Annotated in this window: 29 protein-coding genes; 14 read left to right on the forward strand and 15 right to left on the reverse strand. The window is 71.3% G+C overall.

Features of this window, described 5'->3' with window-relative positions; translation table 11 throughout:
• Positions 1-2: 2 nt before the first annotated feature.
• Entirely contained in the window at positions 3-1,265 is a 1,263-nt protein-coding gene (locus AW270_RS10930) for a hypothetical protein (RefSeq protein WP_157521811.1), read from the reverse strand.
• 40 nt (positions 1,266-1,305) lie between these two features.
• Between AW270_RS10930 and AW270_RS10935 the strand changes: the two genes are divergently transcribed.
• The gene (locus AW270_RS10935; RefSeq protein WP_061293407.1) at positions 1,306-1,668 is read left to right on the forward strand and encodes a VOC family protein; all 363 of its coding nucleotides are present in this window, start codon (positions 1,306-1,308) and stop codon (positions 1,666-1,668) included.
• On the opposite strand, the gene AW270_RS10940 is transcribed toward AW270_RS10935, so the two are convergent.
• Entirely contained in the window at positions 1,658-2,590 is a 933-nt protein-coding gene (locus AW270_RS10940; protein ID WP_061293410.1) for an alpha/beta hydrolase, read from the reverse strand. The genes AW270_RS10935 and AW270_RS10940 overlap by 11 nt on opposite strands.
• Before the next feature lie 70 nt (positions 2,591-2,660).
• Here AW270_RS10940 and AW270_RS10945 point away from each other — a divergent pair, with 70 nt between their 5' ends.
• Positions 2,661-3,698, forward strand: coding sequence for a helix-turn-helix domain-containing protein (locus AW270_RS10945; RefSeq protein WP_061293412.1), 1,038 nt, complete (start codon positions 2,661-2,663; stop codon positions 3,696-3,698).
• Here the strand turns inward: AW270_RS10945 and AW270_RS10950 are convergent.
• The 4 genes from AW270_RS10950 to AW270_RS10965 all read right to left on the reverse strand — a co-directional run bounded on the left by AW270_RS10950 (position 3,695) and on the right by AW270_RS10965 (position 7,945).
• The gene (locus AW270_RS10950) at positions 3,695-4,306 is read right to left on the reverse strand and encodes a hypothetical protein (protein ID WP_169807288.1); all 612 of its coding nucleotides are present in this window, start codon (positions 4,304-4,306) and stop codon (positions 3,695-3,697) included. The genes AW270_RS10945 and AW270_RS10950 overlap by 4 nt on opposite strands.
• A gap of 89 nt (positions 4,307-4,395) precedes the next feature.
• A complete protein-coding gene (locus tag AW270_RS10955) occupies positions 4,396-5,100 on the reverse strand; it encodes a sulfite exporter TauE/SafE family protein (RefSeq protein WP_245674654.1) in 705 nt (234 codons plus the stop codon).
• Between the two features lie 74 nt (positions 5,101-5,174).
• On the reverse strand, positions 5,175-7,010 hold the full coding sequence (locus AW270_RS10960) for a pectate lyase-like domain-containing protein (protein WP_061293416.1): 1,836 nt from the start codon (positions 7,008-7,010) through the stop codon (positions 5,175-5,177).
• Positions 7,011-7,207: 197 nt separating this feature from the next.
• On the reverse strand, positions 7,208-7,945 hold the full coding sequence (locus AW270_RS10965; protein ID WP_082801449.1) for a class I SAM-dependent methyltransferase: 738 nt from the start codon (positions 7,943-7,945) through the stop codon (positions 7,208-7,210).
• A 369-nt stretch (positions 7,946-8,314) separates the two neighbouring features.
• On the opposite strand from AW270_RS10965, the gene AW270_RS10970 reads away from it, so the two are divergent.
• Positions 8,315-9,679, forward strand: coding sequence for a ricin-type beta-trefoil lectin domain protein (locus AW270_RS10970; RefSeq protein WP_061293417.1), 1,365 nt, complete (start codon positions 8,315-8,317; stop codon positions 9,677-9,679).
• A gap of 63 nt (positions 9,680-9,742) precedes the next feature.
• On the opposite strand, the gene AW270_RS10975 is transcribed toward AW270_RS10970, so the two are convergent.
• The 3 genes from AW270_RS10975 to AW270_RS10985 form a co-directional block, all read right to left on the reverse strand.
• Positions 9,743-10,507: an alpha/beta fold hydrolase gene (locus tag AW270_RS10975; protein WP_218009160.1), complete on the reverse strand. Its 765-nt coding sequence runs from the start codon at positions 10,505-10,507 to the stop codon at positions 9,743-9,745.
• Positions 10,508-10,575: 68 nt separating this feature from the next.
• A complete protein-coding gene (locus tag AW270_RS10980; protein WP_061293421.1) occupies positions 10,576-11,136 on the reverse strand; it encodes a DJ-1/PfpI family protein in 561 nt (186 codons plus the stop codon).
• Between the two features lie 87 nt (positions 11,137-11,223).
• Entirely contained in the window at positions 11,224-11,967 is a 744-nt protein-coding gene (locus AW270_RS10985; protein ID WP_061293423.1) for a GntR family transcriptional regulator, read from the reverse strand.
• 275 nt (positions 11,968-12,242) lie between these two features.
• On the opposite strand from AW270_RS10985, the gene AW270_RS10990 reads away from it, so the two are divergent.
• From AW270_RS10990 to AW270_RS11020, 7 genes are all read left to right on the forward strand, one after another.
• Positions 12,243-13,640, forward strand: a complete 1,398-nt coding sequence (locus tag AW270_RS10990) for an extracellular solute-binding protein (protein WP_061293425.1) — start codon at positions 12,243-12,245, stop codon at positions 13,638-13,640.
• A 98-nt stretch (positions 13,641-13,738) separates the two neighbouring features.
• Positions 13,739-14,584: a carbohydrate ABC transporter permease gene (locus AW270_RS10995; RefSeq protein WP_218009161.1), complete on the forward strand. Its 846-nt coding sequence runs from the start codon at positions 13,739-13,741 to the stop codon at positions 14,582-14,584.
• Positions 14,584-15,495 carry a carbohydrate ABC transporter permease gene (locus AW270_RS11000; RefSeq protein WP_061293429.1) on the forward strand — a complete coding sequence of 304 codons (912 nt, stop codon included), beginning with the start codon at positions 14,584-14,586 and terminating at the stop codon, positions 15,493-15,495. Before AW270_RS10995 ends, AW270_RS11000 begins: the two co-directional genes overlap by 1 nt.
• On the forward strand, positions 15,495-16,562 hold the full coding sequence (locus tag AW270_RS11005) for an ABC transporter ATP-binding protein (RefSeq protein ID WP_061293431.1): 1,068 nt from the start codon (positions 15,495-15,497) through the stop codon (positions 16,560-16,562). The genes AW270_RS11000 and AW270_RS11005 overlap by 1 nt, the downstream gene beginning before the upstream one ends.
• Positions 16,562-17,638, forward strand: coding sequence for an ABC transporter ATP-binding protein (locus AW270_RS11010; protein ID WP_061293434.1), 1,077 nt, complete (start codon positions 16,562-16,564; stop codon positions 17,636-17,638). The genes AW270_RS11005 and AW270_RS11010 overlap by 1 nt, the downstream gene beginning before the upstream one ends.
• A gap of 44 nt (positions 17,639-17,682) precedes the next feature.
• Entirely contained in the window at positions 17,683-19,143 is a 1,461-nt protein-coding gene (locus AW270_RS11015) for an NAD-dependent succinate-semialdehyde dehydrogenase (RefSeq protein WP_061293436.1), read from the forward strand.
• A 51-nt stretch (positions 19,144-19,194) separates the two neighbouring features.
• The gene (locus AW270_RS11020) at positions 19,195-20,430 is read left to right on the forward strand and encodes an iron-containing alcohol dehydrogenase (protein ID WP_061293438.1); all 1,236 of its coding nucleotides are present in this window, start codon (positions 19,195-19,197) and stop codon (positions 20,428-20,430) included.
• 28 nt (positions 20,431-20,458) lie between these two features.
• Here the strand turns inward: AW270_RS11020 and AW270_RS11025 are convergent, their stop codons facing one another.
• Positions 20,459-21,511 carry a TerC/Alx family metal homeostasis membrane protein gene (locus AW270_RS11025; RefSeq protein ID WP_061293441.1) on the reverse strand — a complete coding sequence of 351 codons (1,053 nt, stop codon included), beginning with the start codon at positions 21,509-21,511 and terminating at the stop codon, positions 20,459-20,461.
• A 335-nt stretch (positions 21,512-21,846) separates the two neighbouring features.
• Here AW270_RS11025 and AW270_RS41770 point away from each other — a divergent pair, with 335 nt between their 5' ends.
• Entirely contained in the window at positions 21,847-21,975 is a 129-nt protein-coding gene (locus tag AW270_RS41770; RefSeq protein WP_275477754.1) for a hypothetical protein, read from the forward strand.
• On the opposite strand, the gene AW270_RS11030 is transcribed toward AW270_RS41770, so the two are convergent.
• Positions 21,947-23,014 (reverse strand): serine hydrolase domain-containing protein, encoded by a 1,068-nt coding sequence (locus AW270_RS11030; RefSeq protein WP_157521813.1) that lies wholly within the window; start codon positions 23,012-23,014, stop codon positions 21,947-21,949. The two genes, AW270_RS41770 and AW270_RS11030, sit on opposite strands and share 29 nt — an antisense overlap.
• Before the next feature lie 93 nt (positions 23,015-23,107).
• Here AW270_RS11030 and AW270_RS11035 point away from each other — a divergent pair, with 93 nt between their 5' ends.
• The gene (locus tag AW270_RS11035; RefSeq protein ID WP_061293443.1) at positions 23,108-23,575 is read left to right on the forward strand and encodes a hypothetical protein; all 468 of its coding nucleotides are present in this window, start codon (positions 23,108-23,110) and stop codon (positions 23,573-23,575) included.
• On the opposite strand, the gene AW270_RS11040 is transcribed toward AW270_RS11035, so the two are convergent.
• The 3 genes from AW270_RS11040 to AW270_RS11050 all read right to left on the reverse strand — a co-directional run bounded on the left by AW270_RS11040 (position 23,565) and on the right by AW270_RS11050 (position 25,507).
• Entirely contained in the window at positions 23,565-23,786 is a 222-nt protein-coding gene (locus AW270_RS11040; RefSeq protein WP_061293446.1) for a 2Fe-2S iron-sulfur cluster-binding protein, read from the reverse strand. The genes AW270_RS11035 and AW270_RS11040 overlap by 11 nt on opposite strands.
• A gap of 84 nt (positions 23,787-23,870) precedes the next feature.
• A complete protein-coding gene (locus tag AW270_RS11045) occupies positions 23,871-25,007 on the reverse strand; it encodes a hypothetical protein (RefSeq protein WP_061293448.1) in 1,137 nt (378 codons plus the stop codon).
• Positions 25,004-25,507, reverse strand: a complete 504-nt coding sequence (locus tag AW270_RS11050) for a SigE family RNA polymerase sigma factor (RefSeq protein WP_157521815.1) — start codon at positions 25,505-25,507, stop codon at positions 25,004-25,006. Before AW270_RS11050 ends, AW270_RS11045 begins: the two co-directional genes overlap by 4 nt.
• A gap of 246 nt (positions 25,508-25,753) precedes the next feature.
• On the opposite strand from AW270_RS11050, the gene AW270_RS11055 reads away from it, so the two are divergent.
• Positions 25,754-26,059: a helix-turn-helix domain-containing protein gene (locus AW270_RS11055; RefSeq protein WP_245674655.1), complete on the forward strand. Its 306-nt coding sequence runs from the start codon at positions 25,754-25,756 to the stop codon at positions 26,057-26,059.
• Here the strand turns inward: AW270_RS11055 and AW270_RS38615 are convergent.
• A complete protein-coding gene (locus tag AW270_RS38615) occupies positions 26,056-26,193 on the reverse strand; it encodes a hypothetical protein (protein WP_157521817.1) in 138 nt (45 codons plus the stop codon). The genes AW270_RS11055 and AW270_RS38615 overlap by 4 nt on opposite strands.
• 357 nt (positions 26,194-26,550) lie before the next feature.
• On the opposite strand from AW270_RS38615, the gene AW270_RS11065 reads away from it, so the two are divergent.
• A partial coding sequence (locus AW270_RS11065; RefSeq protein WP_157521819.1) for an IS5 family transposase occupies positions 26,551-26,889 on the forward strand: 339 nt, incomplete at its 3' end.

Genomic DNA, 26,889 nt, shown 5'->3' on the forward strand with positions numbered 1-26,889 from the left:
CTTCAGGCGCGCCAGAGGGCGGCGTGGGAGATCTCGGAGCTGTCGGCTCCCCTGGAGGTGACCGATCCGGCCGCGTACACCTCCCGGCTTCCCGGCCGCCAGGCCAGGGAGGCGATCCGTGGTTCCGTTCCCGGCGGCGCGGGCAGCGGGTGGCGGGTCCAGCGCCGGCCGTCCAGGTGCCAGAGCAGGTCGTCCCGGCCGACCACCCACAGGCCGCCCCGGCCGTCGGGTTCGGCCTGGCTGAAGCGGATCATCCGGCCGAGGGTGGAGGTGGCGGGGCCCCAGTGGCAGGTCCAGGTGGTGCCGTCCCAGTGCAGCGCGAGCGGGTGGCCCTTCTCCAGGGGCTCGTTGTCGTCGTCGTACTCGCCTTCGACGAGCCAGGAGACGCCGCCGACGGCCCACACGTCGTCGGGGCCGATCACGACGACGTCGGTCAGGGTGGTGCGGGGCTCCCACACCTCCCCGGCCCGCGGGAAGGCGGGTGTGGTGATCTGACGCCAGGCCCCGTCCTGCCGGCGCATCGCCGCGGGTTCGAGGTCGGCCCCGCTGACCGCCCACAACGCGCCGTCTCCGTGACCCAGCGCGCTGGCCGCCGCGGGCAGGGTGTGCTGACGCCACCGCTGCCCCGTCCCGGACACGGCGGCCCTGCCGTTCACGGCCCAGGCCTCGCCTTCCACGGCCTGGGCGGCGGTCCGGGCCCAGCCGACCGAGCGGGCGGCCGGTTCGGCCAGCGGCTCGGAGTGCCACGCGCCGTTCTCGAAGGTGGCGGTGTAACCGGCGGTGTCCTCGGGTGAGGCGCCGTTGAGCACGCCGAACATCCACGCCCGGTCCGCCGAGGCGGCCGCGATGGCCGTGCCGGTCTGCGGGTGCGGCGGCCGGGCCGGGGGGATCTCGAAGGTGTCCCATCCGGAGCCGTCCCAGCGGCGCACTCCGCCGTCCTCCAGCACCAGGGCGCGGCCCTGTTTCCTCTCGCGGGTGTACGTCGACCACAGCGATCCGTCGGAGGCCGCCGCGAGCAGCCCCAGGGACCCCCGGTCCTCGTCCACCCAGAGGGACCGCCACGCGGTGCGGGCGTCGGCCGCCTTCAGGTCGTCGGCGGTCTCGCCGGGGAGCTCGCAGTTCTCCGACCCGGCCGCCAGGGGCGCGAGCGTGGCCGACGGCGTGGCCGCCGGTGTGCTCGCGGCCTTCTTCGGGGCGGGCGCCGCCGGTGCGGGCGTGCAGCCGGCGAGCAGCGCCACGGTCAGCAGACATCCGGCGGCTCTCATCCCGTGAGTGTGGCACGTCGGCGGCCCTAGGCTACGCCGCATGGAGACGGTCCCCTTCGGCACACCCGCCCAGCTCGTCGTCGACTGCGCCGGCCCGGCCCCGCTCGCGGTGTTCTGGGGCCGGCTGCTCGGCGCGCCCCCGGTCCACCGCGACCCCTCGTGGTCGTACGTGGACGGGGTGCCGCGCGTCGCGTTCCAGCGGGTGCCCGAGCCCAAGACCGGCAAGAACCGGGCCCACCTGGACATCGAGGTCCCCGACATCGCCGCCGCGGTCGTCGCGGTCCTGGCGTGGGGCGGCGCGGAGAACGGGCCTTTGCAGTCGGACGCCCAGGGCTCCTTCCAGGTGATGCGCGATCCCGAGGGCAACGAGTTCTGCCTGGTGTCGAGCACGTTCAGCCGGTGAGGGCGCGGCGCAGGGCGGCGCCGAGTTCGGCGTTCTGCCGCTGCGACACCTGCGCCGACAGGATCGCCTGCGAGCCGTGGAAGGTGCCCGGCCACTGGTGCAGCTCGACGGAGACGCCCGACTGGAGGAGGCGCACGCCGTAGGCGATGCCCTCGTCCCGCAGCGGGTCGAACTCGGCCGTGGCGATGTAGGCGGGCGGCAGGCCCGACAGGTCGGTGGCGCGGGCCGGGGCCGCGTACGGGGTGGCGGGTCGCCCGCCGAGATTGGCCCGCCAGATGGCCGCCAGGTTGCCGGCGTCGAGCCGGGGGGTGCGGGTGAAGGCGCGCGCCGACCAGGTGTGCATCCGGTCGTCGAGCATCGGCTGGTTGAGCAGCTGGTAGCGGATCGGCGGTCCCTGCTGGTCGCGGGCCCGCAGCGTCAGGGCGGCCGCGAGGCCGCCGCCCGCGCTCATGCCGCCGACGGCGATCCTTCCCGGGTCGGTGTCGAGGTCGGCGGCGTTGCCGGCCAGCCAGCACAGCACGGCGTAGGCGTCGTCGAGGGCGGCCGGGAACACGTGCTCGGGGGCGAGGCGGAAGCCGACCGAGACGACCATCGCGCCCGAGGCGTCGGCGAGGCGGGCCGCCGTGGGGTGCTCGGTGTCGAGGTCGCCGACGATGCCGCCGCCGCCGTGCAGCCAGACGAGGGCCCCCTGCGCCGCGCGCGGCCGGTAGATCCGCACCGGCACGTCGGGGGCGGCCGGCACCCGCAGGTCGGTCACCCGCAGGGCGGAGGTGTCCGGGGCGGGCAGGGAGGCGACCAGGGTGGCGGTCATCCGGCGTTCGGCGGAGGGGTCGGTGTAGTCCGGGCGGGGGATCAGCGGGACGAACGCGTCGAGTTCGGGGTCCATGCCGGTCATCCTCCCGGCGGCGGGCCCGGCGATCATCCGCCGTTCGTCGCGGGATCGCGCCGGATCAGCGCCGCTTTCCGGGCGGGGGGCGACTTATCCTCCTGCCATGGAGGCACTCGCCGTACGGCTGTCGCACCTGGATTCGCAGGCCGAGGGGGCCGTCCGGGTGGTGATGTTCTACGACACGCTGATGCGGCGGCGGGTGGACCTGCCCGCGCTCGCCCGCGCCTCGGCGGGCCTGGCCGGGTGCGTGGCCGGGATACGGCTCCACGGCACAGGGCGGGTGATCCGCTTCCGTCCCGACGGCGGTGAGGCGTCCGCCCCCGCCCTCCAGCCCTCCATGCCGGCGCCGATCCTGCTCGACGAGGAGGAGATCGGCTCGGTGTGGCTGGAGCGCGACGCCTCGCCCGGACCGCTGGACGCGTTGCTGCTCGACCGGCTCGCCCTCGCCGTCGCATCGGTGGTCGAGCGGTACGGCCCGGCCAGCACCACCATGGCCGATCCCGCCCTCGTCGAGCTGGTGGTCAGCGCGGACGGCGACGAGGCCGCGCGGGCGCGGGCGCTGCGGCTGCTGGGGTTCGCTCCGGACGTGGCGGTGCGCGTGGTGGCCGTGCGGTCGTCGCTGCCGCTGGACCGGATCGCCCGGCTGGTGTGCCCGGCCCGCCCGGTGAAGGCGGCGCCGCTCGCCGAGGTGGGCGTGCTCCTGGCGACGACCGTGGAGGTGGCGCGGTTCCCCTCCGGGGTCCGCGCGGGCATCGGGGCCGCACGCAGCCCCGGCCGGGCGTGGCGGGAGGCCCGGGTCGCGCTGCGTTTCACCGGCCCGGCGGAGCCCGTCATCGGTTACGGCGACCTCGGCGCGCTGGCGCTGCTGGCCGAGATCCCGCCGGAGGCCGCGCGCGGCAGCGCCGACGTGGCGGCGCTGGACCGGGTGGCGGGCAGCCCGCAGGACCTGCGGACGCTGGAGGCCTACTGCGCCACCGGCTCGCTGCGCCGCGCCGCCGACCTGCTCCACCTGCACCACAGCAGCGTCGCCCGCCGCGTCGCCCATCTCGGCGGGGTCCTCGGCCTGGACCTCGGCGAGCCGCAGGCCCGGACCCGGATCACGATCGCGCTGACTCTGCGGCGGCTCCTGGGGACTGACTAGGCGCACCGGATCCGTTCGGGGTCCTTCCGGACGGTGACGCCGTCGAGCTTCCTGGCCCGCGACGGCAGGCTGACCGGCTGGGTGGGGTCAGCCGGGAGGTCGGTGTCGTCGGGGACGGCGTACAGCTCGACCCGGAAACGCGCCCCCGCGTCGATCGGTGTCTCCGTGCCGAGCTGGATGGAGGAACTCCAGGGGCCCGGAACGCTGATCTCTCTGGCGAAATAGGGGGTGCCGTCCGGATTGCGGCTGATGAGCCAGATCGATTCACCGGAAAGGCTCCCGGCGTTTCCCCGCGCGTCGGAACACGTCGGCAGGAAGGCCCCGTCGGCGGGATGGTCGATCCCCGTTCCCGGCGCCGGGAGGGCCGCCCGCACGGCAGGCGGCACCGGCGCCGACCCCGTGACCAGGACACTCAGCGCCACCACGGCGCACAGCGCCAGCCCCGCGAGCGGAGCACGCCGGGGCGGCTCCTCCGGGCGGCGCGCGGCCTTCACCTGGAGGGCCAGCGCGACGATCCCGGTGGCCGCGGCGATGACGCTCGCCATTTTGTCCGCCTGGTCGAGATCTCCCCCGACGATGATCGCGACGGCCCCCAGAAGGACCGCCACCACCGGCACTCGCGACACTGTGCTGGGACTGTCTCTCTCCGTCACGGCGCCATTATGGAACGCCACCACGGGTCGGTTCCCGGCAATCGTCAGCTCCACAGGCCCTTGGCCAGGGTGGTGAGCCCGCCGGCCAGGGCGAGGGCCAGCACGATCCGCCTCGCCGGGCCCTCCGGCACCCGTGACGCCAGGACCGCGCCGATGACCAGCCCGGCCGCGATCCCCGCGCCGACCAGCGCCCACGTCGGCCCGGTGAGCCGGGGGAGTCCCTTGGCGGCGAGGGACAGGGCGTTCACGACGACGCCGTAGAACTGGGCGTGGGGGACGAACTGGCGGACCGTCCAGCCGGCGTTGACGGCGTACAGGGAGATCGCGGGCCCGCCCACGCCGGCCGCCGCGTTGAGGAACCCGCTCGCGGCGCCGGCCGCGAGCGCGCCCCGGCGGCCGCGCAGCGACCGCACCCGGACCCCGCCCATGACCAGCAGGGCGGCGGCGCTGACCAGGACTCCGGTGACGGACAGCAGCGCGGGCTCGGGCAGCGTGCGGGCGAACCAGGCCCCGGCCGGTACGGCTGCCGCCGCCGCGGCCACCAGCGGGAGCATCGCGGCGGGCCGCACCGATCGCCAGGTGAGCGCGAGCCCGGCGGCGCTGATCACCAGCGCCGCGCCGTTGGCCAGCCGCACCCCTTCGGCCGCGCCGAGCAGCAGCACCAGCGCCGGTACGGCGACCAGCGCGAACCCGGCCCCGGCGAGCCGCTGCACGGCCGCGCCCATTATGACGATCGCGAAGAGCAGCACTCCGCCATGGTGGACCAACGGGGTGGACGAAGGTGTCCCCCGGGTGGGCCGGGCGGCCCACCCGGGGGAGGGGACTACGGGGCGGGGTAGTCGGTGATGTACACCGGCGAACCGACCCGCGTCAGGTCGGCCGGGCCGCCCACGCCGTTGACGACGTGGTCGATGATGCCCGCGCTGAGGTTGACGGTCATGATGTGGTGCAGCTTCACGCCCGGCCGGTCGGGCACCTCGAAGCCGTTCTCGGTGTGGATCGTCGGGTCGTTCTGGTTGAAGACGTAGACGCCGCCGCCGTAGAGCTGGTGCTTCTGGACGCCGTTGCCGACCTTGTAGCCGGCGTAGCCCTCGACGTCGCCGTTCATCCAGTCGGCCTGGGTCGGCGGGTCGTAGGGCAGCTCGTTCTGGTAGAGGATCGTGGTGCCGTTCTCGCCGTTCCAGATGGTGTTGTAGCGCTGGAAGTGCTCGACGAACAGGCCGGTCGCGGTCACGTTGTCGCCGTTGATGATGGCGCCGTTGCGGCCGTCGTTGGTGTTCCACCGCTCGGTGTCGCCGCTGAAGCCCTCCACGCCGTGGTCGGCGCGCCACACCCAGGTGTGGTCGATGAGCACGTTGTCGGTGTTGACCTCCAGCGCGGTGTTGGTGCGGCCGATGTGGGGGCCGCCGACGCGGAAGTACACGTCCGACAGGGTGGTGGGGTTGTCGGCCGGGTTGTTGCTCCGCTTGTCCTTCTTGCCGACCTTCAGCAGGACCTGCGACTTCTTGAGGCCGGCGTCGATGGTGACCCCGGCGAAGATGACGCTGGGGACGTCGGCGATCTCGACCGGGGTCGCGCCGTCGACGGCGGTGAGCGTGGCGTGCCCGATGCCCAGGACGACGGTGTTGGCGCGCTTGACGTCGATGGTCCGCTCGACGTCGTAGACGCCGGGCGTGAGCAGCAGGTGCTTGCCCTGCGCCAGCGCCTTGTTGATGTCCTTGACCGAGTCCGACGGCTTGGCGACGAAGAAGTCGCTGAGCGGCAGGGTGTAGCCGGGGGTGAGGCCGTTGGCCCAGGTGATGCCGCGGGAGTTCTGCTGCGCGGCGGGCACCCGGACCTGGTATTCGCCCTCGGCGTCGACGAACAGGTAGGGCTTCTCCCGGCTGACGGGGTTGGTGTCGAGCGTGGTGTAGGGCGGGCTCGGGAACGTGGAGTCGTCGGGGGCGCCGACGGTGCCCGCGAACACCTGGTTCCACACCGCGTTCGACCAGCCGGCGACCTCGCTGTCGCGGGTCAGCCACTGCTGCTGCGATCCGTTGGTGACGGAGGGGAGCTTGGAGTCGGCGATGAAGCCGCCGCTGGCGTACTGCGGCCCGGCGGTGCAGTAGTCCATCAGCGACAGGTTGCCGCCGCCGATGTTGAGCCGGCGCAGCGACACCGCCTGGGAGACGGCCCAGAAGTTCGTCCCGGTGCGGCAGCCCTCCGAGCCCTTGCCGGTGATGTTGATCGACAGGTTCGACAGGGTGCGCCAGAAGTTGGTCAGCGCGATGCAGTTGGTCGGGGTCAGGCAGCGGTTGTAGACCTCGACCTTGCCGTTGATGACGACGTCGGTGGGCGAGGCGCCCAGGCCGGCGACCTCGGTGTAGTAGCCGACCTTGAAGTGCAGCGGCTGCTGGGCGGTGCCGTAGGTGCCGGGCTTGAACAGGTAGGCGTGGCGGGTGGTGCCCATCTCGTTGTCGACCTGCGCGGTGTGCGCGGCGTCCAGGGTCGCCTGGATCGTGCTAAGGGGCATGCCGGGGTCGAAGACGGTGACGTTCGGGCCGAGGTCGGCCGTCGGCGCCGCAGCGGTGGCGGCCGGGCCCGTCGCCACGACGGAGGTCGCCAGTAACAGCCCTAACGCGAACAGCCTGCCGAGGTTCGGTCGGCGGGTGGTCGTCATGGTTCGTTCCTTCCTTGGGGGGCACCACCGATCTTTGAGAGCGCTCTCTCCTAGGTCAAGAGGTTGCGCGAAACTAATGTCACGTCTTTTTTCATCCTCTGTGAAAACACGTTTCGGTCAGATGTCCTGACCGGCGGCGCGAAGCCGCAGGCAGGCCCACGGCTGAGGCGGCCACTGAGGCGGCCACTGAGGAGGTCTCAGGCGATGAGCAGGCGGCTGTCGAGCACGGCCGCGTCGAGGCCCAGGAGGTCGCGGTTGCGCTCGGCCCACCGGCCGGAGGCGAGGTCGTCGCGCAGGCCGTGCACCGCCCGCCGCTCGGCGGCCGGCCCGACCCTGGCCCAGACCGACATGCCCCGGCGGACCCGCTCGTCGAGGTAGGCCTCGGGCCGGCGCCAGTAGGCCTCGTAGAAGCCGTCGGCGCAGTCCCACGGGACGGACACCGGTTCCACCCGGGCCCCGATCGCGCCGGCCAGCTCGGCCACGGAGGGCCGCCCGGCCCACAGCCGGGGGTGCTCGGGCAGGTAGTCGCGGGTCAGCCAGAACCGGCCGGGGTCGCCCGCGTCGTGCGTGAAGACCACCACGCGGCGCGCCACCCGCCGCATCTCCCGCAGGCCCGCGACCGGGTCCCGCCAGTGGTCGACGGTGGCCAGGGCCATCGCCGCGTCGAAGGACCGGTCCCGGAACGGGAGGCTCTCGGCCGTGGCGGCCACGCACGGCGCCGCGCCCGCGGGCCGCTGGGCCCGCATGGTCGCCGACGGCTCGACCGCGGTGACCACGCGGTCGGAGGGCTCGTAGGAGCCGGTGCCCGCCCCGACGTTCAGCACGGTCCGGGCGTCGCCGAGGGCGGCCCAGATCTGCGTGGCGATCCGCGGATCGGTCCGCCGCGTCACCGTGTAGGCGGCGCCGATGGTGTCGTACAACTGCTCACCGGACATCAGGCTCCCTCCCGGGCGGCCGAAACTATCGGATACCAGACGAAACTTCTGTGCGGGACGCTCCGCACGTGGCGAGCGCACATCTCAATGCGAATGCCCTCTGACCGTCGCGCGACCGGCCCCTCACAGCGAAAGTTTCACGGTGTGCGCCGAAGGCGGGCACTTCGCGGGCCCCGCGCGTATCAAGCCGCTTGACACCCGCGAGCGGCCCGGGGCAGCGTGCAGGCGGCATACCGGTAAGTCCTGACGAAAGTTAGCGCTCCCACTTCGAGTCTGGTTTCGCACCCGGCATTCGATGCCGCTGATGGAGAGGAACGCAGGACATGTCCTTGTCGTCGGCCCGGTCCCCCCAGCCAGAGGGAATCGCACATGTTCAAGAATAAGTTCACCTTCGGGGCCGTGGCTGTCGCGGCCGCCGTCGTCCTGGCGACGGGCCACGCGGCGATCACCAGCGGCACGGGCGCCTCGTCCGCCGCCGCGCTCGCAGGCACCTCGGGATGCGGCAAGAACCCGACGCTCAGCAGCGGAACGCACACCATTCAGTCCAGCGGAAGGAATCGCCAGTTCATTCTGCGCATCCCCGCGAACTACAACAACAACAATCCCTATCGCCTGATCTTCGGCATCCACTGGCTGAACGGCACCATGAACGACGTCGACTCCGGTGGCGGCAGCGGCGCCTCCTGGTCCTACTACGGCCAGCGGCAGCTGTCGAACAACACCGCGATCTTCATCGCGCCGCAGGGCCTCAACAACGGCTGGGCCAACTCCAACGGCGAGGACGTCACCCTCTTCGACGACATCATGGCGCGCGTGGAGGCCGACCTCTGCGTCGACACCTCGCTGCGGTTCGCCATGGGCTTCAGCTACGGCGGCGCCATGAGCTACTCCCTGGCGTGCAGCCGCGCGAACGTCTTCCGCGCGGTCGCGGTGTTCGCCGGCGGGCAGCTCAGTGGATGCAACGGCGGCAACCAGCCCATCGCGTACATGGGACTGCACGGCATCACCGACAACGTGCTGAACATCTCGCAGGGACGCACGATGCGGGACAGGTTCGTCCGCAACAACGGCTGCACCGCCCAGAACCCGCCCGAGCCGAGTTCGGGCAGCCGGGGGCACGTCGTCACGGCCTACTCGGGCTGCCAGTCCGGATACCCGGTCGTCTGGGCCGCCTACGACAACGGGCACACGCCCGCCCCCGTCGACGGGACCTACACCGAGAACGGCGCCCAGACCTGGACCAAGAACGAGGTCTGGAGGTTCATCTCCCAGTTCCAGAGCACCTCCGGCCCCAACCCGTCGCCCTCGCCGTCGCCGAGCGCCAGCCCGTCGCCCACCCCGACGCCGAGCCCGACCCCCTCGACCAGCTTCCGCCTGCGTAACGAGGCCGCCGGGCGCTGCGTCGACTCGCCCAACAGCGCCAGCGCCAACGGCACCCTGCTGCAGATCTACGACTGCCACACCAACCCGAACCAGATCTTCACCTACGGCTCCGGCAGGCTCCAGACCCTCGGCAAGTGCCTGGACTCCCCGACGAACGCCGGGTCCGGCACCCGCGTGCAGCTGTGGGACTGCCACACCAACAGCAACCAGCAGTGGACGTTCAACTCCAACGGCACCGTGACCAGCGGGGCCAACAACCTGTGCCTCAACGCGACCGGCACCGGCAACACAGCCACCGTGACCGTCGCCTCGTGCAACGGCCAGGCCAGCCAGAGATGGACCAGAGCCTGACCATCTTCTGACCGGAGAAAGACGTCGGGTCCAGGCGAGTTCGCCTGGACCCGACGTGTTCGTTCAGCGGCCTGTCGCCAGGAAGCCCGACAGCAGGCGCCGGAAGTCGTCCGGGTGCTCCACCGCCGGCACGTGAGCGCAGTGGCCGAGCACGTGCAGCCGCACGTCGGCCAGGTGGTCGAGCAGGGGCAGCGCCGCCTTGAGGGGGGTGACCCGGTCCTGGGCGCCGTGGACGAGCAGCACGGGCGCGCGGATCCCGGCCAGCGTCTCCGCCGGGAGGGTGAGGTCGTCGGACCAGCGCGCCCTCGGGGGCGGGAACAGCGACGCGAACGCGTCCGCCCCCTCCTCCATCGCGGCCGCGCGGGCGGCCACGGCCGCCTCGGTCACCAGCGCCTGGTCCAGGAGCAGGCGGCTCAGCATGTCCCGGGCCCCGGCCGGGCCGGCGGGGGCGGCCCAGATCGCGTCGAGGTCGGGGGACAGCGGCGCGCCGGGGGCGCCCATCGTCGAGACCGCCACGACATGGGTGACCCGCTCGGGACGCGCGGCCGCCAGGGCCAGCGCCACCGCGCCGCCCATGGAGTGGCCCACCACGGCGTACCGCTCGAGGCCGAGGGCGTCCATCAGGCCCGCGGCCTGCTTGGTCCACAGCCGCAGCCCGCCCCGGGAACCCGCCGGGAGCGGGGTGCGGCCGAAGCCGGCCTGGTCGGGGGCCACGAACCGCCAGGACGCGCCCAGCGCCCGCGCGGTCGCCGCCCAGGCGCCGGATCCGGTCGTGCCGGGGCCGGAGCCGTGCAGCATCAGCACCGCGGGGCCGGTGCCGGCGTCCATGACATGGACGGGGGATCCGCCGACTGTGACGGTCTCAGGTTCCGTCACAGTCGGCAGGTCCGCTGAGCTCATGCCGACAGGGACTTGTTGAAGACGTCCATCATCGCCCGGCCGAACTGGGGCATGTCCGGCCAGCCGCGGCAGGAGACCAGGTTTCCGTCGATGACGTCGGGAGCGTCGATGACGGTCGCGCCCGCGTTCTCCATGTCGCCGGTGATGGGCGGGAAGCACGCCGTCTTGCGGCCCTTCAGCAGCCCGTACACGGCCGGCACCTGCGCGCCGTGGCAGACCAGCGCGATCGGCAGGTTGCGGGCGAAGAAGTGCTCGGTGATGCGCCGGACGTCGGCGTCGACGCGGATCCACTCGGGGGCGCGGCCACCGGGGATGATCAGGGCGTCGTAGCGCTCGACGTCGACCTCGGCCCAGGGCACGTCGACCGGCAGCTTGCGGCCGTTCTTCTCCACGTAGGCGTCGGAGTTGGGGTCGAACTCGTGGATGACCAGCTGGACGTCACGCAGCGTCCGTGACGAGACGTCGACGTCCCAGCCTCCCTCCTGCACGCGGTAGTAGGGATACATGGTGTCGAGCTCTTCGGCGGCGTCGCCGGTCAGAAGCAGCGCTCTGGGCACCTACTTCTCCTCGCATTTGGGACGGGTGAGGTGGATCGGATCCGATCCGATCCGGTTGAGTTAGCATTCCTCGGCCCGGCCCGCGCGTCAAGCCTTTGCCGCCATTCCTTCCGCGTCGTCGGCCTCGTCGAACAACCGCCGGAACCGTTCGCCGGACCGCAGGATGTGCCGGCGCATGGCGTAGGCGGCGGCGTCGGGGTCGCGCGCGGCGATCGCGGCCAGGACGTCCTCGTGCTCGGCCATGGCCAGGTGGGTGACCTGGGTGTCGTGCAGGAGCCGGAACAGGTGCACGTGCGTGTGCAGGCGCGCGAGGGCCTCGCGGATGACCTGGTTCTCCGCGCTCAGGGCGACCAGGTCGTGGAAGGCGGCGTCGCGCAGCCCGAAGGCGCCGTAGGCCATGGGCCCGTCGCCGCCCTCCAGCTCGGCCATCTCCTCCAGCATGCGGCGCAGCCCGGCGACCTGCTCGGAGGTGGCGCGCTCGGCGGACCTGCGCGCCGCGGCCGGCTCCAGCAGCAGGCGCAGCTCCAGCATGTCCTCGAACCGGTGACGGGTGATCTGGGGGGGAATGCGGTAGCCGGCGTGGGGGACCCGCACGACCAGGCCCTCGGCCTCCATGCGGTTCAGGGCGTCCCGGATCGGCGTCTGCGAGACCCCGAGCTCCCGGGCCAGGACGTCGATCGTGACGCGCGAACCAGGTTCGATCCGGAGCGACATCAGCTGTCCGAGCAGCGTGTCGTACACCTCGTCGGCGAGCCGGCCGCGCGATCTTCCTGGCGGCTTTCCGCCGGTCACGGCCCCATGGCGCCGCGCGATCATCACTTCGTCGTCCATCGTGACGTGAGGTCCTTTCCTGCGCCCTCGGGAACCTGTTGACATCGGTCGCCACGCTGGGGGATGCTGACGCCCACCTCAGATCGTATAGGAAAGGTGATGGATGCCACCCATCCTTCACCCAAACGCGGAACCGCCGCCATCGCTCTCGTGAGGCCGGTCTGCGGGTCAGCCCCTGCGACAGCCGGCAACACGTCTGAACCACCCAGCCACTGCTCGGCGACGCACGCAGCACGGCTCCAGAGGTCCCCACCCCCCAGAAAGCAGGCAAGAAGATGCGGTATCCCAAGCGAATAGGACTGCTGGCGACGGCGGTCATGTTGGTGGCCACGACCGTGGTGGCCTGCGGCGGGGACGAGGGCGCGAGCACCAGTTCCCCCAAGGCGCCGGCGGACATCCCCGAGCTCACCAAGGACCCGTTGACGCTCAGCTTCATCTGGTTCGACTGGCCCCCGGCCAAGGCCCTGGAGGCCTTCGCGAACGCGGAGTACACCAAGGAGCGGTCGAACGTCACCGTCAAGGTCAACGTCGTGCCGAACGCCAACTGGCACGACGCGATGTTCACCCAGTTCGCGGCGCGCAAGACCGACTTCGACATCCCGATCCTGGACTCCCAGCACATCGGTGAGGCCGTCACGAACGGCAACATCCTCGACATCACCGACTTCGTCAAGAAGAACATCGACGTCAACGCCTACAACCCGTACCTCCTGGCGGCCTACGGCCAGTTCCCGCAGGCCGAGACCGGCAAGCGCGACGAGAACGCCAGCCTGTACGGCCTGCCGCTGCTCGGCGACACCTGGACGATGATCTACCGCAAGGACCTGATCGGCGACACGCCGCCGGCGACCTGGGACGAGATGATCGCGGCCGCCCAGAAGTGCCAGACCGAGAACCCCGGCGTCAGCGGACTGGCCTTCCACCAGGCCAACGGCTCCGACGCCGCGGCCGTCACCTACAACACGGTCAACGGCGTCTACGGCGGCAACCTGTGGGACTCCAAGGCGCGCAAGATCGAGGGCGTCATCAACGACGCGGCCGGCCAGGAGGCGATGGACGTCCTGGTCAACAAGATGAAGCCGCTGACCGCGGCCGGCTCGGGCAACTGGTTCATCGACGAGGTGAACGCGGCGGTCGCCCAGGGCAAGGCCTGCATCGCGTTCAACTGGATCGCCGCGAGCGGCGGCCTGCTCGACCCCGAGCAGTCGACGCTCGGCAAGACCCGCGAGGAGATCCTCGGCAAGCTGGGCTTCGCCACCCTGCCGAAGCAGAAGACCGACCTGGTGCCGCTCGGCGGCATGGGCATGCACGTGTCGGCCTACTCCTCCCCGGAGAAGCAGGCCGAGGCGCTGAACTTCATGAAGTGGTTCGAGCAGGCCGACATCCAGAAGAAGTGGGCCGCCGCCGGCGGCGTGCCGGCGCGGACCGACGCCCTGTCCTCGCCCGAGTTCCTCAACGCCGGGCCGTTCAACAAGGTGTACGCCGACTCGGTCTCGCGGATGCGGGACATGTGGAACGTGCCTGAGTACGCGCGTCTCATCGACATCGAGAACACCAACGTCAACGCGGCTCTCAACGGCGCCAAGGACCCGAAGACCGCGCTGAACGACATCGCCAAGGAGCAGCAGGGCGTGCTGGACTCCGCCGGCAAAAAGGGCGGCGGCGGACTGTGAGTGACCCCGTCTCTCTGACGGACCAGCCGGTGCAGGAGGCGTCCACGACGCCGCCTGCACCGGGGCGGTCCCGCCACCTGAGCGATCGCCTGCTCACGGTGGCCTTCATCTCGCCGGCGTTGCTGCTGCTGCTCGCGATGTCGGTGTTCCCGCTGCTGTGGGCGCTGTACCTGTCGTTCACCGACTACTCGGCCACCCGCGGGGGGCCCGCCACCTTCGTCTGGTTCGAGAACTTCACCGCGATCCTGACCTCGGCGCAGGTCCACCTGAGGGCCTTCACGACGCTGCTCTACGTGGTCGGCGCGGTCACCCTGCAGACCGTGCTGGGCTTCTCCATCGCCTACCTGATCTCGCGGCGCGTGCGCGGGCGGGGCGTGCTCACCACGCTGTTCCTGGTGCCGATGATGCTCTCGCCGGTCGTCGTCGGATTGTTCTGGCGGTTCATGCTCGACGCGCAGTTCGGCGTGATCAACAGCATGCTCGGCTCGATCGGCCTGGGGCAGGTGGAGTGGCTCACCAAGCAGAACACGGCGCTGATCTCGCTGATCGTCGTCGACACCTGGCAGTGGACGCCGTTCATCATGCTCATCGCGCTCGCCGGCCTCACCGCGGTCCCCAAGTACCTGTACGAGGCCGCCTCGATCGACCGGGCGTCGGAGTGGTTCCGCTTCCGCACCATCACCCTCCCGCTGGTGTGGCCGCTGCTCCTCATCGCCGTGCTGTTCCGGGCCATCGAGGCCTTCCGGCTGTTCGACCTGGTCTACATCCTCACCAGCGGAGGTCCGGGGGTCTCCACCGAGACGCTGTCCTTCCACGTCTACAAGGTCGCGTTCCTGGGCTTCAACACCGGGACCGCCTCGGCGTACGGGATCCTCATGGTCCTCATCGTCATCGTCCTCGCGCAGCTCTACATGCGCTACCTGAACAAGCTCAAGGAGGACTGATGGCCGTCTCCGTCGACGAGGCCGTGTCGCCAGGTCCTGTCCGGGACCACCGGCCCCCAGGCCGCCGCTCCACCGGCCGGGGCCGCGTCGTGATCGAGGTCGCGGTGCTGGCCGTGCTGGCCGCCGTGATGCTCTTCCCGGTGCTGTGGATGATCGAGACGTCCATCAAGGAGAACCGGGACGTCTACGCCATCCCGGCCAAGTTCTTCGACTTCACCGTCACGCTGGACCACTTCAAGGACGTCTTCGTCGCCTCCGACGGCGGCCCCACGACCCTGTCCGGCGCGTTCCTCAACTCGGTCATCGTCGCCGGCGTCTCCACGGTGCTGGCCACGGTGCTGGGCGTCCCGGCGGCCTGGGCCTACTCGCGCTTCTCCGTGAAGGCCAAGAAGGACCAGCTGTTCTTCATCCTGTCGACCCGGTTCATGCCGCCCGTGGTGGTCGTGATCCCGATCTTCCTCATGTACCGCCAGGTCGGGCTCTTCGACACCAAGCTCGGGCTGATCCTCATCTACACCGCCTTCAACGTCCCGTTCACGATCTGGATGATGAAGGGGTTCGTCGACGAGGTGCCCGCGGAGTACGAGGACGCCGCCATGCTCGACGGCTACACCCGCTTGCAGGCGTTCTGGAAATTCACCCTTCCGCTACTTCTGCCGGGCATCGCCGCGACGGCGGTCTTCGCCCTCATCTTCTCGTGGAACGAGTTCGTGTTCGCCATCTTCCTCACCTCCAGCGACGCCGTGCGGACGGCGCCACCCGCCATCGCCGGCCTCATCGGCGGAACCACCGTGGACTGGGGCCTCGTGGCCGCCGCCTCCATCGTGTTCGCCCTGCCGGTGCTCGTCTTCTCCTACCTGGTGCGCAAGCACCTCGTCGCCGGTGTGACGCTCGGGGCGGTGCGACGCTGATGGCGGGCATCGAGGTGACCACCCTGCACAAGCGCTACCCCGACGGGACCGTCGCGGTCGAGCACGTCGACCTGTCGATCGGCGACGGCGAGCTGTTCGTGATGCTCGGCCCCTCGGGCTGCGGCAAGACGACCACGCTGCGCGCCATCGCCGGCCTGGAGCGGCAGACCAGCGGCGACATCCGCATCGGCGACACACTGGTCAACGACCTGTCGCCGGGCGAGCGCGACATCGCCATGGTGTTCCAGTTCTACGCGCTCTACCCGCACCTGCGCACCCGCGACAACCTGGCCTTCCCCCTGCGGGCCGAGGGCCTGCCGAAGGCCGAGGTGGAGGAGCGGGTCGCCGAGGCCGCCCGGCTGATGCGGCTCGATCCGCTCCTGGACCGGCGGCCGCACCGGCTGTCCGGCGGGGAGCAGCAGCGCGTCGCGCTCGCCCGCGCCCTGGTGCGCCGGCCGCGCGCCTTCCTCATGGACGAACCCCTCACCAACCTGGACGCCGAGCTGCGCGCGGACATGCGCACGGAGATCAAGCACCTCCAGGGCGAGCTGGGGACGACGATGGTCTACGTCACCCACGACCAGGTCGAGGCGATGTCGCTCGGCCACCGGATCGCCATCCTCAACAAGGGCCGCGTCGAGCAGATCGGCACGCCGCTGGAGGTCTACGACCGCCCGGCGAGCCTCTTCTGCGCCGCCTTCATCGGCTCCCCGCCGATGAACCTGATCGAGGTGGAGCTGGCCGACGGGAAGCTGCGCAGCAAGAGCGGGCTGGCCCTGACCCCGCCGCCGAACCTGCCCCGCGACCGCTCCCTCATCGCGGGCGTCCGGCCCGAGGCGCTGGAGGTCACCGAGCCGGGGGCGGAAGGTTCGGTCCCGGGCCGCGTGGTCTCGGCCGAGTGGCTGGGCGACGAGATCATCTACGTGGTCGACCACGGCGACCAGCGCGACGTACGGGTTCGCATGCCGCTGAACGTCCGTTTCGCTGCCGACGCGCCGGTCGGGCTGCGGCACACCGGCGGGCCCCCGCCCGTCTACGACGCGAGCACGGAAGAGCTGGTGGCCTGATGGGAACCGTGGCAGTGCAGGGGCTGAGCAAGTCCTTCGGGAAGGTCCAGGCCCTCGACGGGGTGACGCTGGACGTGCCCGACGGCTCGTTCTTCGTCGTGCTCGGCCCCTCCGGGGCGGGCAAGACGACGACGCTGCGGGCCATCGCCGGCCTGGAGAAGCTCGACGCCGGGTCGGTGCACCTGGACGGCAAGGACGCGACCGCCGCCCCCCCGGCCGAGCGCGACCTGGCCATGGTCTTCCAGAGCTACGCCCTCTACCCGCGCCTCACCGCGTACGAGAACATCGCCTCGCCGCTGCGCGCCCGCCGCCGCTCCTCCAGCGAGATCGCCGCCGCCGTCGAGAAGATGTCCAGCCTGCTGCACATCGAACGCCTGCTGCAGCGCCGTCCCGCGCAGATGTCGGGCGGTGAGATGCAGCGGGTCGCGCTGGCGCGGGCGCTGGTCCGCAGCCCGCGCGCGTTCCTCATGGACGAGCCGCTGACCAACCTCGACCTCAAGCTCCGCGTCGAGATGCGCACCGAGCTGACCCGCATCCACCGCAGCCTCGGCGGGACCTTCATCTACGTGACCAACGACCAGGTCGAGGCCCTGTCGATGGCCGACCAGGTCGCGGTCCTCAAAGAGGGCAAGGTGCAGCAGGTCGGCACGCCGACCGAGGTGTACGAGCGGCCCGCCAACCAGTGGGTCGCGGGCTTCGTCGGGAGCCCGGCGATCAGCCTGCTCGCCTGCCACGCCGAAGGAGACCGCCTGGTCGGGGCGGACGGCTGGACGCTGCCGCGGCCCCGCTGGACCACGGCCGAGGACGGCCGCCCGCTGCTGCTGGGCCTGCGCGCGGAGGACCTGTCCGTCGAGCGGCGCGGCGACGCGTCGTTGCCGGGCGAGCTCTACGGCCTGGAGCCGCTCGGTGACCGGACGCTGGTCGACGTCCAGGTGGGAACGGTGATCCTCAAGGTCAAGGCACGCCCCACCGTCACCGGCACGCCCGGCGAGCGGCTGAACGTCGCGATCGACCTGGACCGGGCGCACCTGTTCGACGCGGGCACCGGGCTGGCGCTGTCCCAGGCCGGTCGCTGAGGCCGGGCCGGACCTCACCCAGAACATCACAGGAGACCACGCACATGACAGACCCCATGAACGTCCTGGCCCCCGAACACCGACGGCTCCGGATCGGCGACGCCTGGCGCGACGCCGCGAGCGGAGCCACCTTCCCCGTGGAGGACCCGGCCACCGGCAAGACCATCGCCGAGGTGGCCGACGCCGGCGTCGACGACGGGCTCGCCGCCCTGGACGCGGCGAGCAAGGCGATGGCCGACTGGGCGGCGACCCCGCCGAGGAGACGGTCGGAGCTGCTGACCGCGACGTACCTGGCGCTGAAGGAGCGGTCGGAGGAGGTCGCCCGGCTGATCACGCTGGAGATGGGCAAGCCGCTGGCCGAAGCCCGGGGAGAGGTGGCCTACGGCGCCGAGTTCTTCCGCTGGTTCGCCGAGGAGGCCGTCCGCGTCGAGGGGCGCTACAACACCGCTCCCGGCGGCGGCTACCGCATCCTCACCGTGCCGAAGCCGGTCGGGCCGTGCGTCTTCGTGACGCCCTGGAACTTCCCGCTGGCCATGGGCGCCCGCAAGATCGCCCCCGCGCTGGCGGCGGGCTGCACGACGATCACCAAACCGGCCGCCCAGACGCCCCTCACCATGCTGTTCCTGGCCCGGATCATGGAGGAGGTCGGCGTCCCCGCGGGCGTCGTCAACGTCGTGACGACCAAGCGTTCGGGCCAGGTGGTCTCGGCGCTGCTGGCCGACCGCCGGACCCGCAAGCTCTCCTTCACCGGCTCGACCGAGGTCGGGCGCGTGCTGCTCCGGCAGGCGGCCGACAACGTGCTGCGCACCTCCATGGAACTGGGCGGCAACGCCGCCCTGATCGTGTGCGCCGACGCCGACCTGGACGTCGCGGTCGACGGCGCCATGGTGGCCAAGATGCGCAACATCGGCGAGTCGTGCATCGCGGCCAACCGCATCTACGTCGAGGAGCCGGTGCGCGAGGAGTTCACCGCGCGCTTCGCCGAGCGGATGGGCGCGCTCTCGATGGGCCACGGCCTGGACGACGGCGTGACCGTCGGCGCGCTGATCGACGAGCCCTCCGTCGCCAAGATCGACGAGCTCGTCACCGAGGCGGTCGCCCGCGGCGCCCGGGTCGTGGTGGGCGGCGAGCGCCCGGACGGGCCCGGCCACTTCTACCCGCCCACCGTCCTCGTCGACGTGCCGGAGGACGCCCGGATCCTGGAGGAGGAGATCTTCGGCCCGGTGGCGCCGATCATCTCGTTCACCTCCGACGAGGAGGTGCTGGCCAAGGCCAACGACACCGAGCACGGCCTGGTCGGCTACGTCTTCACCCGTGACCTCCAGCGGGCGCTCCGGTTCACCGAGGGGCTGGAGACGGGCATGGTCGGCGTCAACCGTGGCCTGATCTCGGACCCGTCTGCTCCGTTCGGAGGCGTGAAGCAGTCGGGGATCGGCAAAGAGGGGTCGCACGAGGGCATCCTCGAGTACCTCGACGTCACCTACGCGGCGATCGACCTCCCGTGACCTGGACGTCCGCCCCCCACATCACCGCCGACGTTCCAGAGAGGCACCGACATGCTTGAGACCGTCCGCGGACCACGCCAGCTGATCGTGGGCGAAGGCGTCGCGCAGAACATCCCGCGAGTGGTGGCCGAGTGCGGCTCGCGCGTCCTCATCGTGACCGACCGGGTTCTCGTGGGGCAGCCGGGCGTGGCCGGGATCGTGGCCGCCGTGCGGGAGAGGGCCGACGTCGTCGGGGTGTTCGCCGACGCGACGCCGGACGTGCCGCTCTCCGACGTCGCCCTGGCCGTCTCGGCCGCCGCCGAGGTGGACGCCGACGTCATCCTCGCCATCGGGGGCGGCACGGTGATCGACCTCGCCAAGATCGTCGGAGTCATCCGGCGCCACGGCGGCACGCCGCGCGACTACTACGGCGAGTCGAGGGTGCCGGGGCCGACGATCCCCCTCGTCGCGGTCCCGACGACGTCGGGCACCGGCTCCGAGCTCACCCCCGTCTCGGTGCTGACCGACCCCGACCGCGCGCTGAAGGTGGGCGTCTCCAGCGTCCACATCGTGCCCGACTTCGCCATCGTCGACCCCGAGCTCACCTACTCCTGCCCGGCGACCGTCAGCGCCCACTCCGGCATCGACGCGTTCTGCCACGCGGTGGAGAGCTACACCGCGCGGCCCCGGCCCCACGGGCCGCTCGACCCGGTGGAGCAGGTCTTCCTCGGCCGCAACGCGATCACCGATCACTACGCGCTCCTGGCCGCGGAGCGGATCGCCCGCAGCCTGCCCCGGGTCGTCAGGGACGGAGGCGACAAGGAGGCCCGCGCGGACATGTCCTACGGGTCCATGCTGGCCGGGCTCGCGTTCTCCCACGCGGGCAACGGGGCTCCGCACGCCCTCCAGTACCCCATCGGCGCGGCCACCCACACCCCCCACGGCCTGGGCGTCGGGCTGCTGCTGCCCTACGCGCTCGACGCGGCCAGGGACGCCATCGCCGACCGGCTGGCCACCCTGGCCAGAGTGTGCGGGCTCGACGTGACCGGCGCCTCCGACGCCGAGGCCGCCGACGCGTTCCTCACCTGGCTCGACGGGCTCCTGGCCGACATCGGCATCCCCGCCACGCTGGCCGACATCGGGGTGGCCCGCGCCGACCTGCCGCGCTTCGCCGAGATGGCCAGTGGCGTCACCCGCCTGATCCAGAACCACCCGGGCCCGACCGACACCGCCAGCCTGACCGCGATCCTGGAGGCGGCCTGGACCGGCGACCGGAGCCGGCACGTCCTGACCCCGAAGCCGAGATAGACATCCCGGTGGCCGGCCCGGGACGGCCTCACGTCGGCTCCGGCCGCCGCGGGGCCGTCCCGGCCGGTTCCGCCGGTTCGGCAGGTTCGGCGGCCAGGGCGGCCCGGCGGTTGGCGTGCAGGCTGGTGATCGTGACGACGGCCAGGATGGCCACGATGACCAGCAGCGACACCGGAGTCGGGATCTCCGGCACCCAGGTCCAGACGCCGTGGGCCCAGTGGAGGACGAGCTTGATCCCGATGAACGCCAGGATGCAGCCCAGGCCGTGGTTGAGGTGGCGCAGCTTCGTCAGGACGTCCATCAGGACGAAGTAGAGCGCGCGCAGGCCCAGCAGGGCGAAGGCGTTGGTGGCGAAGACGAGGAAGGGGTCCTGGGTCACGCCGTACACGGCGGGCACCGAGTCGACGGCGAAGACGATGTCGGTGGCGAAGACGGCCACCACGGCCAGGGCCAGCGGGGTCAGGGCGCGCCTGCCGTTCTCGCGGACGACCATGTGCGAGCCCCGGTAGTCGTCGGTGATCGGCATCAGGCGGCGCAGCAGCCGGACGGTGCGCATGGACGAGATGTCGACCTGGCGCTCGTGCCCGCCCGCCGCGTCCTTGACGATCTTCCCGGCGGCCAGGATCAGGATCGCGCCGAACAGCAGGAACGCCCACGTTCCGCTCTGCAGGACGGCCGCCCCGAGCGCGATGAAGACCGCGCGCAGCGCCAGGGCCCCGATGATGCCCAGCAGCAGGACCCGCTGGGCCAGCGCGTCCGGCACCGCGAAGGACGACAGCAGCAGCATGAACACGAACAGGTTGTCCACCGACAGCGACTTCTCCACCATGTAGCCGGTGTAGAACTCCACCGCCACACCCGATCCGAAGACGCCCCACACGTAGAGGCCGAAGACCAGCGGCAGGGCCAGGTAGAAGATCGACCACCCGACGGCCTCGCGCATCCGCACCTCGTGCGGCCGCCGGGTCAGGATGAAGTCCATGGTCAGCAGCAGGGCCAGTGCGGCCACGGTGATCGCCCACAGGGCCGGTGAACCGATCGTCTGGAGATCGGCGGCTGACATGGTCGACTGGGCGGGCATGTGCCTCCTCGAACGCGCTCGGCTGTTCGAGGTCTCCTTCGCCCGGCCCGCGGGCGGCCATCCGGGGACGTTTCGGTCACGTCCGTATTGACCGGATCGGCTCTTGGGAAGTACTCCCCCCGTCCGTTCATGGTAAGGGGACTTTCGGGCTCGCTCCAGGCATTTGACCAGGTTTGTGCCTAGATGGATAGTGAAAGGGCGCGGAGGGGAGTACCCGCCGTCCGACGCCCCGGCCGACAGCACGGCTCCGATCATGAGGAGACCCGGCGGGGTGGCCCCGGGAGAGGGGTGCGGGAAGACCTCCGTCCTCACAGCGAGGCTGAGGAGGGGTCCTCGTGTTTCTCGAGATCGTGCTGGGCGTGCTGGTGCTGGTCTGCGCGGTCGTCGCCGCCGCCGCCCTGTGGCCGACCCGGCCGCGCTCTCACGCGCGCGGTGTCAAAGAGCGCGGAGGAGGCCCACGGTGATCTCGCCGTTGAGATCCTCCAGGTTCCACTCGCCCGTCCGGTACGCCTGATTGGTGATCCAGAACACCATGACGTCCCGGTCGAGGAAGCGGGCGAAGTCGCCGTACGACCAGTCGTTGCCGCCGTCGTGTTCGACGACCCGGCCGTGCTCGGTGCGCGGGAAGACGCCCCAGCCGTAGCCGTAGTACAGCTTGGACTTCCGGTCGACGAGCACCCGGGGGGTGAACAGTTCCTTCTTGGCCCGGCGGGACAGGACCCGGTCGCCCTCCAGGGCCCGGTGCCAGCGGTACATGTCGCGGGCCGTGGAGAGCATGCCGCCGTTGCCCCGCAGGTACCAGTAGGGGCCGTCGGCGGCCCAGGGGTGCTCGGTGGGCCGTCCCTTCCTGGTGCCGTGCTTGTCGTACTCGACCGCGACCTGGCCCGCCGCCCAGCGGGGCAGCACGTACCCGGTGCTGCGCATGCCGGCGGGGGCGAACAGGTGCTCGGCGAGGAACCGTTCGTACGACATGCCGGACACCCGCTCGATGACGGCCGCCAGCAGGCTGTAGCCCACGTTGGAGTAGTGGAACCGGGTCCCCGGCGCCGACCGCAGCGGTGCGGCCAGGGCGCGGCGCGTCATCGTGTCGCGGGAGACGGGGTCGTAGTCGTCGCCGAGGTCACCCAGGCCGGAGGTGTGGGTCAGCAGGTGGCGCACGGTGATCTTCCGCTTGTCGGCCGGCACCGGGCCGAGGTGGACGGAGATCCGGTCGGTGGTGCGCAACTTGCCCGCCATCTGCAGCTTCATGATCGCGGCGGCGGTGAACTGCTTGGTGATCGACATGACGTCGTAGGCGGTGTCACACCCCGCCGGGGTCTTGGTCTCGCGGTCGGCCAGGCCGAACCCGGCGCAGTGCACGAGCCGGCCGTCGCGGGCCACCGCCACGGTGCCGCCGGGGCCGGGCGGCACCGTCCGGTCGAGGAACGACGCGATTCCCGGATGGACCGGAGCGGGGGCCAGCAGGACGCCGGCCAGGGCGAGGTGGAACCAGGTGGAGATCATGCGACCGACGCTGGCCGCTCCGCCCGGTCGTCCACAAGCGATCTGCTGTTCCGGCTTGTGCGGATCTGTGCGGCTCCGCTGTACTGCCTGGTTATGAGTACCGATCCCGCCGCCGCACGCACCGACGCGGAGTTCGTGGCCGCGCTTCGAGGCCTCAAAGCCTGGTCCGGACGCAGCTACCGCGACATCCAGTCCCATGCGCAGCGGGCCGGCCACCACCTGCCCTACTCGACCGCAGCCGGGATGCTGAAGCGCGAGACGCTGCCCCGGCAGGAGACCCTCACGGCGTTCGTGATCGGCTGCGGCCTGGACGAGCAGGCGGCGGCGGCGTGGCGGGCCGCCCGCACGCGACTGGACCTGGGCATCCCGTCCGAACCGGTGGCGCAGCCGGTCGCCGCGCGGCCGATCGAGGTCCGGCCCCGGCCCCGCCGGTGGGCGGGCGCCGTCGCGGCGGTGGCGACGTTGGCCGCCGCGCTGCTGATCGCCGGCACCGTCGACCAGACCGAGGAGGTCGTCGTGTCGGACGTGACGGCGCAGTACCGGCCGGCCGTCAGCGACTGATCACCAGATCCTCGGTGGGGCGGGTCTGGCAGGCCAGCCGCCGGCCCGCCGACAGCTCCGCGGCGGAGAACATCCCCCGGGCGTCGGTCTCGTGCGCGCCGGAGAGCACCCGCACCCGACAGGTCCCGCACGCGCCCTCGCCGCACGACTGCGGCAGCGCGACGCCGGTGCCGAACTGGAACCTCCCCACGCGGGAGAACTCGTGGGTCATCCCGCCGAGCGTGTAGTGCTGTTCCAGGGACGAGAACCCGCTTCCCGCCGAACTGTGCGATCGCGGAAGGGTCTGTGAACCGGGTCAGGGGGTGCCGCCGACGCCCGGGAAGGCCGTCGACCAGAACTGGTCTCCCTTGTAGTGGCGCAGCTTGCGGGTCTTGCCGGTGTGCACGTCGAGGGCGTAGGCGACCATGGCGGTGCCCTTCGCTCCGCAGGTCCGGTTGGGGAAGGCCAGGGCGAGGACCTCCCGTTGGCTGCGCCAGTTCCGCAGGTAGACGTTGTGGTCCTCCATCGGCAGGCGAGGGTTCCTGATGGTGGTCAGCACCTTGCCGGTCCGCGCGTCGAGATGCACCAGGTCGCCGGGGACGCATTCGTCGTTCCGGGTCATGTTGGTCTCCAGCGCGACGATCGTGGTGCCGTCCGCGGCGGCGGCGCTGAAGTTGTAGTGGCGGTCCAGCTTGACCTCGGTCTGGTCGGACGCGGAGGCCGTCCCCCACAGGTTGGCCATCGTCATCAGCTGGGGCCGGGTCGTGTAGGACACCAGCGTCATCCGGTCGGCGCCCTCGGACATCCAGATCGGCGCCATCCGGTTGGGCAGCAGCCGGGTGCGCTGCTTGACCATGTCGAACAGCATCGCCGGGTCCTTGAACTCCGGAACCTTCGAGAAGGCCACGTAACGGCCGTCGTCGCTGATCACCAGCTTGGCCATCGAGCCCATCTTGGCGAGCGGGATCTTCGCGGGCGCCGCCGTCACCTTCCCGTCCCGCATGTCGCGGGTGACGACCGTGCCGGCCTTGAGGCTGTAGTAGGCGATGGTCCAGCCGTTCTCGCTGATCGCCAGCGGGCCGTTGCGGGCCGGCAGGGCGTCCTCCAGTGGATACTCCTTCTTGTCCGTGCCGACCACGATCCGCCATCCGGCCCCCCGGCAGTCCTCCGCCAGGTCTTCGAGCTCCTTGCAGGGCAGCCGGTAGCCCTGGACGACCGGCCCCAGCGCGCGCTTGGGCGGATCGACGTCCACGGCCGGGGCCGGTTCCTCGCCCCTGTGCAGGAGCCGGACCCCGGCCATGACGCCGGCCACGGTCGCCACGACCATGACCCCCGCGGCGACCGCCGTCAGCGTGCGGCGGCGGCGTCCCCGCGCCTCGATGACCCGGTCGGCCAGGTCGACGTCGGGGGCCTGCTCGGCGATGTCGTCGAGCGCGTCGGACAACCAGGTCATCGCCGGGCCTCCTCGATGTCGGTCAGAACGCCGGTGTACTGGCGCAGGACGGCGAGCGCGTGGTGGGACTGGCTCTTGACCGTGCCGACGGAGCAGCCGAGGATCTCGGCGGTCTCCCTCTCGGTACGGTCCTCGTAGTACCGCAGCACGATCACCGCGCGCTGCCTGGGTGTCAGCCGCATGAGGGCCCGGCGCACCATCAGCCGGGTGACCGAGGAGTCCTCGGTCGAATAGGACCGGTCGGGCGGATCGGCGCTGGGGATCTCGCCCCCGCTCCGGCGCCGCCGCCACGAGATCGACTGGTTGACCAGCGCCTTGCGGACGTAGGCGTCGGGGTGGTCGAGCCGGGCCACCCCGTTCCACTTGCCGAGCACCTTGATCAGCACACTCTGGAGAAGGTCCTCGGCCAGGTGGGCGTCTCCGGTGAGCAGATACGCGGTGCGCATCCACGCCCGCTGATGGCGGCCCACGAACTCCCGGAAGTCCTCGTCTGGTCTCACATCATGTATCGACGCCGCGAGGGCGGCCAAAGGTTGGCGGCGCATGATTCCTCGCCGGACGATCAGCACGCCTTCGACCGCCGCGCCTCTGCCGTTCAGGGCCGTTCGCGGCCGTGACTCACCGGCCTCTTGTGGCGGCTTGTGGCGGCGGCGGTTTCGGTTGTGCTGTGCGCGAAGCCACCGCGACGGCGGCGCGATGGCTGTTTATGGTGAGGCATGGCCTCCTCTGTCACGCCCCTGCGGCGAGTGAGCGATCGAAGCGAGCGGGAGCCCGCGGGTGAGCCGCTGTGGCGGGAGGCGCTCGGCGAGTGCCTGCGGGAGATCCGCCACGAACGCGGCGAGAAACTCGCGGACACGGCCCGCCGCGCCGGTGTCTCACCTCAGTACCTCTCGGAGATGGAACGCGGCGTCAAGGAGCCGTCGAGCGAGATGATCGCCGCCGTCGCCGGAGCCCTGGAGGTCACCTTGATCGACCTGACCTCCGCCGTGACCGAGAACCTACGGGCCGCACAGAGCGGCCTGCCGTCAGGAGTGACACTCCTGGCCGCCTAGTGCGTTTCGAGGTGGTCGTCGAGGTCCTGGCCGACGTCGCCCAGGAGCACGGCCGATGGCGTCATCCGCTGCGCCACCTGCGGCTGCGTCTGGACGTGCTCCGAGGCGGTGCCGAGGGGAACCTCTGCCAGCACCGGCTGGTCACCGACTGCGAGGCAGCTTCCGGACGGGGGACTACGTGTCGCCGGCGGCGGGAAACGGCGATCGAGGATCTCGCCCCAGTCGGGGATGATGAGAAACCGCAGGAGCTGCTGAAAGCTCGAACTGCCGACGCGCAAGCTCCAAGAGGGTGGTGACGATGGTCGTCAGCGTCCCGGATTTCCAGCTCCTGGGAAAGGCGGTGCGCGCCTTGTCCTCCTCAGCCCTGTTCCTCCTCAGCCATGGTCTGCGCGGCCCCGGTCCGTCACAGGCGCCGCGGCTAGGGCCTGTACGGAGTTGAGATCAGAGGGATTCGCGTGCGGGTGATCTGCAGGTCCTGATAGGTCATCGCCATGGCGCGTGGAGACCTCAACGACGCAGAGTGGTCCTTGATCGAGCCTCACCTGCCCTTGGGTGAGCGGGGCCCGATCCCGGACCTGCGGCATCAGTTCAATGCCGTGATGTGGCGGTTCCGGACGGGCAGCCCGTGGCGGGACCTGCCGGTGGAGTACGGGCCGTGGTCCACCGCCTATGACCGGTTCCGGTCCTGGGCCAAGGCCGGTGTCTTCGAAGACCTGATGCAGGCGATGATCGCCGAGGCCGCCGCTCGTGGGCAGGTCGATCTGGGACTGATCAGCGTGGACTCCACGACTGTCCGGGCGCATCAGCACGCCGCCGGGATGGTCCTGGAC

This window comes from Herbidospora cretacea (assembly GCF_001570605.1).
GTDB classification, from domain to species: domain Bacteria; phylum Actinomycetota; class Actinomycetes; order Streptosporangiales; family Streptosporangiaceae; genus Herbidospora; species Herbidospora cretacea.

What these genes read in the sequence shown, in the direction of transcription:
- AW270_RS10930 (WP_157521811.1), bottom strand. Translation starts at nt 1,265, where the DNA reads ATGAGAGCCGCCGGATGTCTGCTGACCGTGGCGCTGCTCGCCGGCTGC.
- AW270_RS10935 (WP_061293407.1), top strand. Translation starts at nt 1,306, where the DNA reads ATGGAGACGGTCCCCTTCGGCACACCCGCCCAGCTCGTCGTCGACTGC.
- AW270_RS10940 (WP_061293410.1), bottom strand. Translation starts at nt 2,590, where the DNA reads ATGATCGCCGGGCCCGCCGCCGGGAGGATGACCGGCATGGACCCCGAA.
- AW270_RS10945 (WP_061293412.1), top strand. Translation starts at nt 2,661, where the DNA reads ATGGAGGCACTCGCCGTACGGCTGTCGCACCTGGATTCGCAGGCCGAG.
- AW270_RS10960 (WP_061293416.1), bottom strand. Translation starts at nt 7,010, where the DNA reads ATGACGACCACCCGCCGACCGAACCTCGGCAGGCTGTTCGCGTTAGGG.
- AW270_RS10965 (WP_082801449.1), bottom strand. Translation starts at nt 7,945, where the DNA reads ATGTCCGGTGAGCAGTTGTACGACACCATCGGCGCCGCCTACACGGTG.
- AW270_RS10970 (WP_061293417.1), top strand. Translation starts at nt 8,315, where the DNA reads ATGTTCAAGAATAAGTTCACCTTCGGGGCCGTGGCTGTCGCGGCCGCC.
- AW270_RS10975 (WP_218009160.1), bottom strand. Translation starts at nt 10,507, where the DNA reads ATGGACGCCGGCACCGGCCCCGCGGTGCTGATGCTGCACGGCTCCGGC.
- AW270_RS10985 (WP_061293423.1), bottom strand. Translation starts at nt 11,967, where the DNA reads ATGGACGACGAAGTGATGATCGCGCGGCGCCATGGGGCCGTGACCGGC.
- AW270_RS10990 (WP_061293425.1), top strand. Translation starts at nt 12,243, where the DNA reads ATGCGGTATCCCAAGCGAATAGGACTGCTGGCGACGGCGGTCATGTTG.
- AW270_RS11000 (WP_061293429.1), top strand. Translation starts at nt 14,584, where the DNA reads ATGGCCGTCTCCGTCGACGAGGCCGTGTCGCCAGGTCCTGTCCGGGAC.
- AW270_RS11005 (WP_061293431.1), top strand. Translation starts at nt 15,495, where the DNA reads ATGGCGGGCATCGAGGTGACCACCCTGCACAAGCGCTACCCCGACGGG.
- AW270_RS11010 (WP_061293434.1), top strand. Translation starts at nt 16,562, where the DNA reads ATGGGAACCGTGGCAGTGCAGGGGCTGAGCAAGTCCTTCGGGAAGGTC.
- AW270_RS11015 (WP_061293436.1), top strand. Translation starts at nt 17,683, where the DNA reads ATGACAGACCCCATGAACGTCCTGGCCCCCGAACACCGACGGCTCCGG.
- AW270_RS11020 (WP_061293438.1), top strand. Translation starts at nt 19,195, where the DNA reads ATGCTTGAGACCGTCCGCGGACCACGCCAGCTGATCGTGGGCGAAGGC.
- AW270_RS11025 (WP_061293441.1), bottom strand. Translation starts at nt 21,511, where the DNA reads ATGCCCGCCCAGTCGACCATGTCAGCCGCCGATCTCCAGACGATCGGT.
- AW270_RS11030 (WP_157521813.1), bottom strand. Translation starts at nt 23,014, where the DNA reads ATGATCTCCACCTGGTTCCACCTCGCCCTGGCCGGCGTCCTGCTGGCC.
- AW270_RS11035 (WP_061293443.1), top strand. Translation starts at nt 23,108, where the DNA reads ATGAGTACCGATCCCGCCGCCGCACGCACCGACGCGGAGTTCGTGGCC.
- AW270_RS11040 (WP_061293446.1), bottom strand. Translation starts at nt 23,786, where the DNA reads ATGACCCACGAGTTCTCCCGCGTGGGGAGGTTCCAGTTCGGCACCGGC.
- AW270_RS11045 (WP_061293448.1), bottom strand. Translation starts at nt 25,007, where the DNA reads ATGACCTGGTTGTCCGACGCGCTCGACGACATCGCCGAGCAGGCCCCC.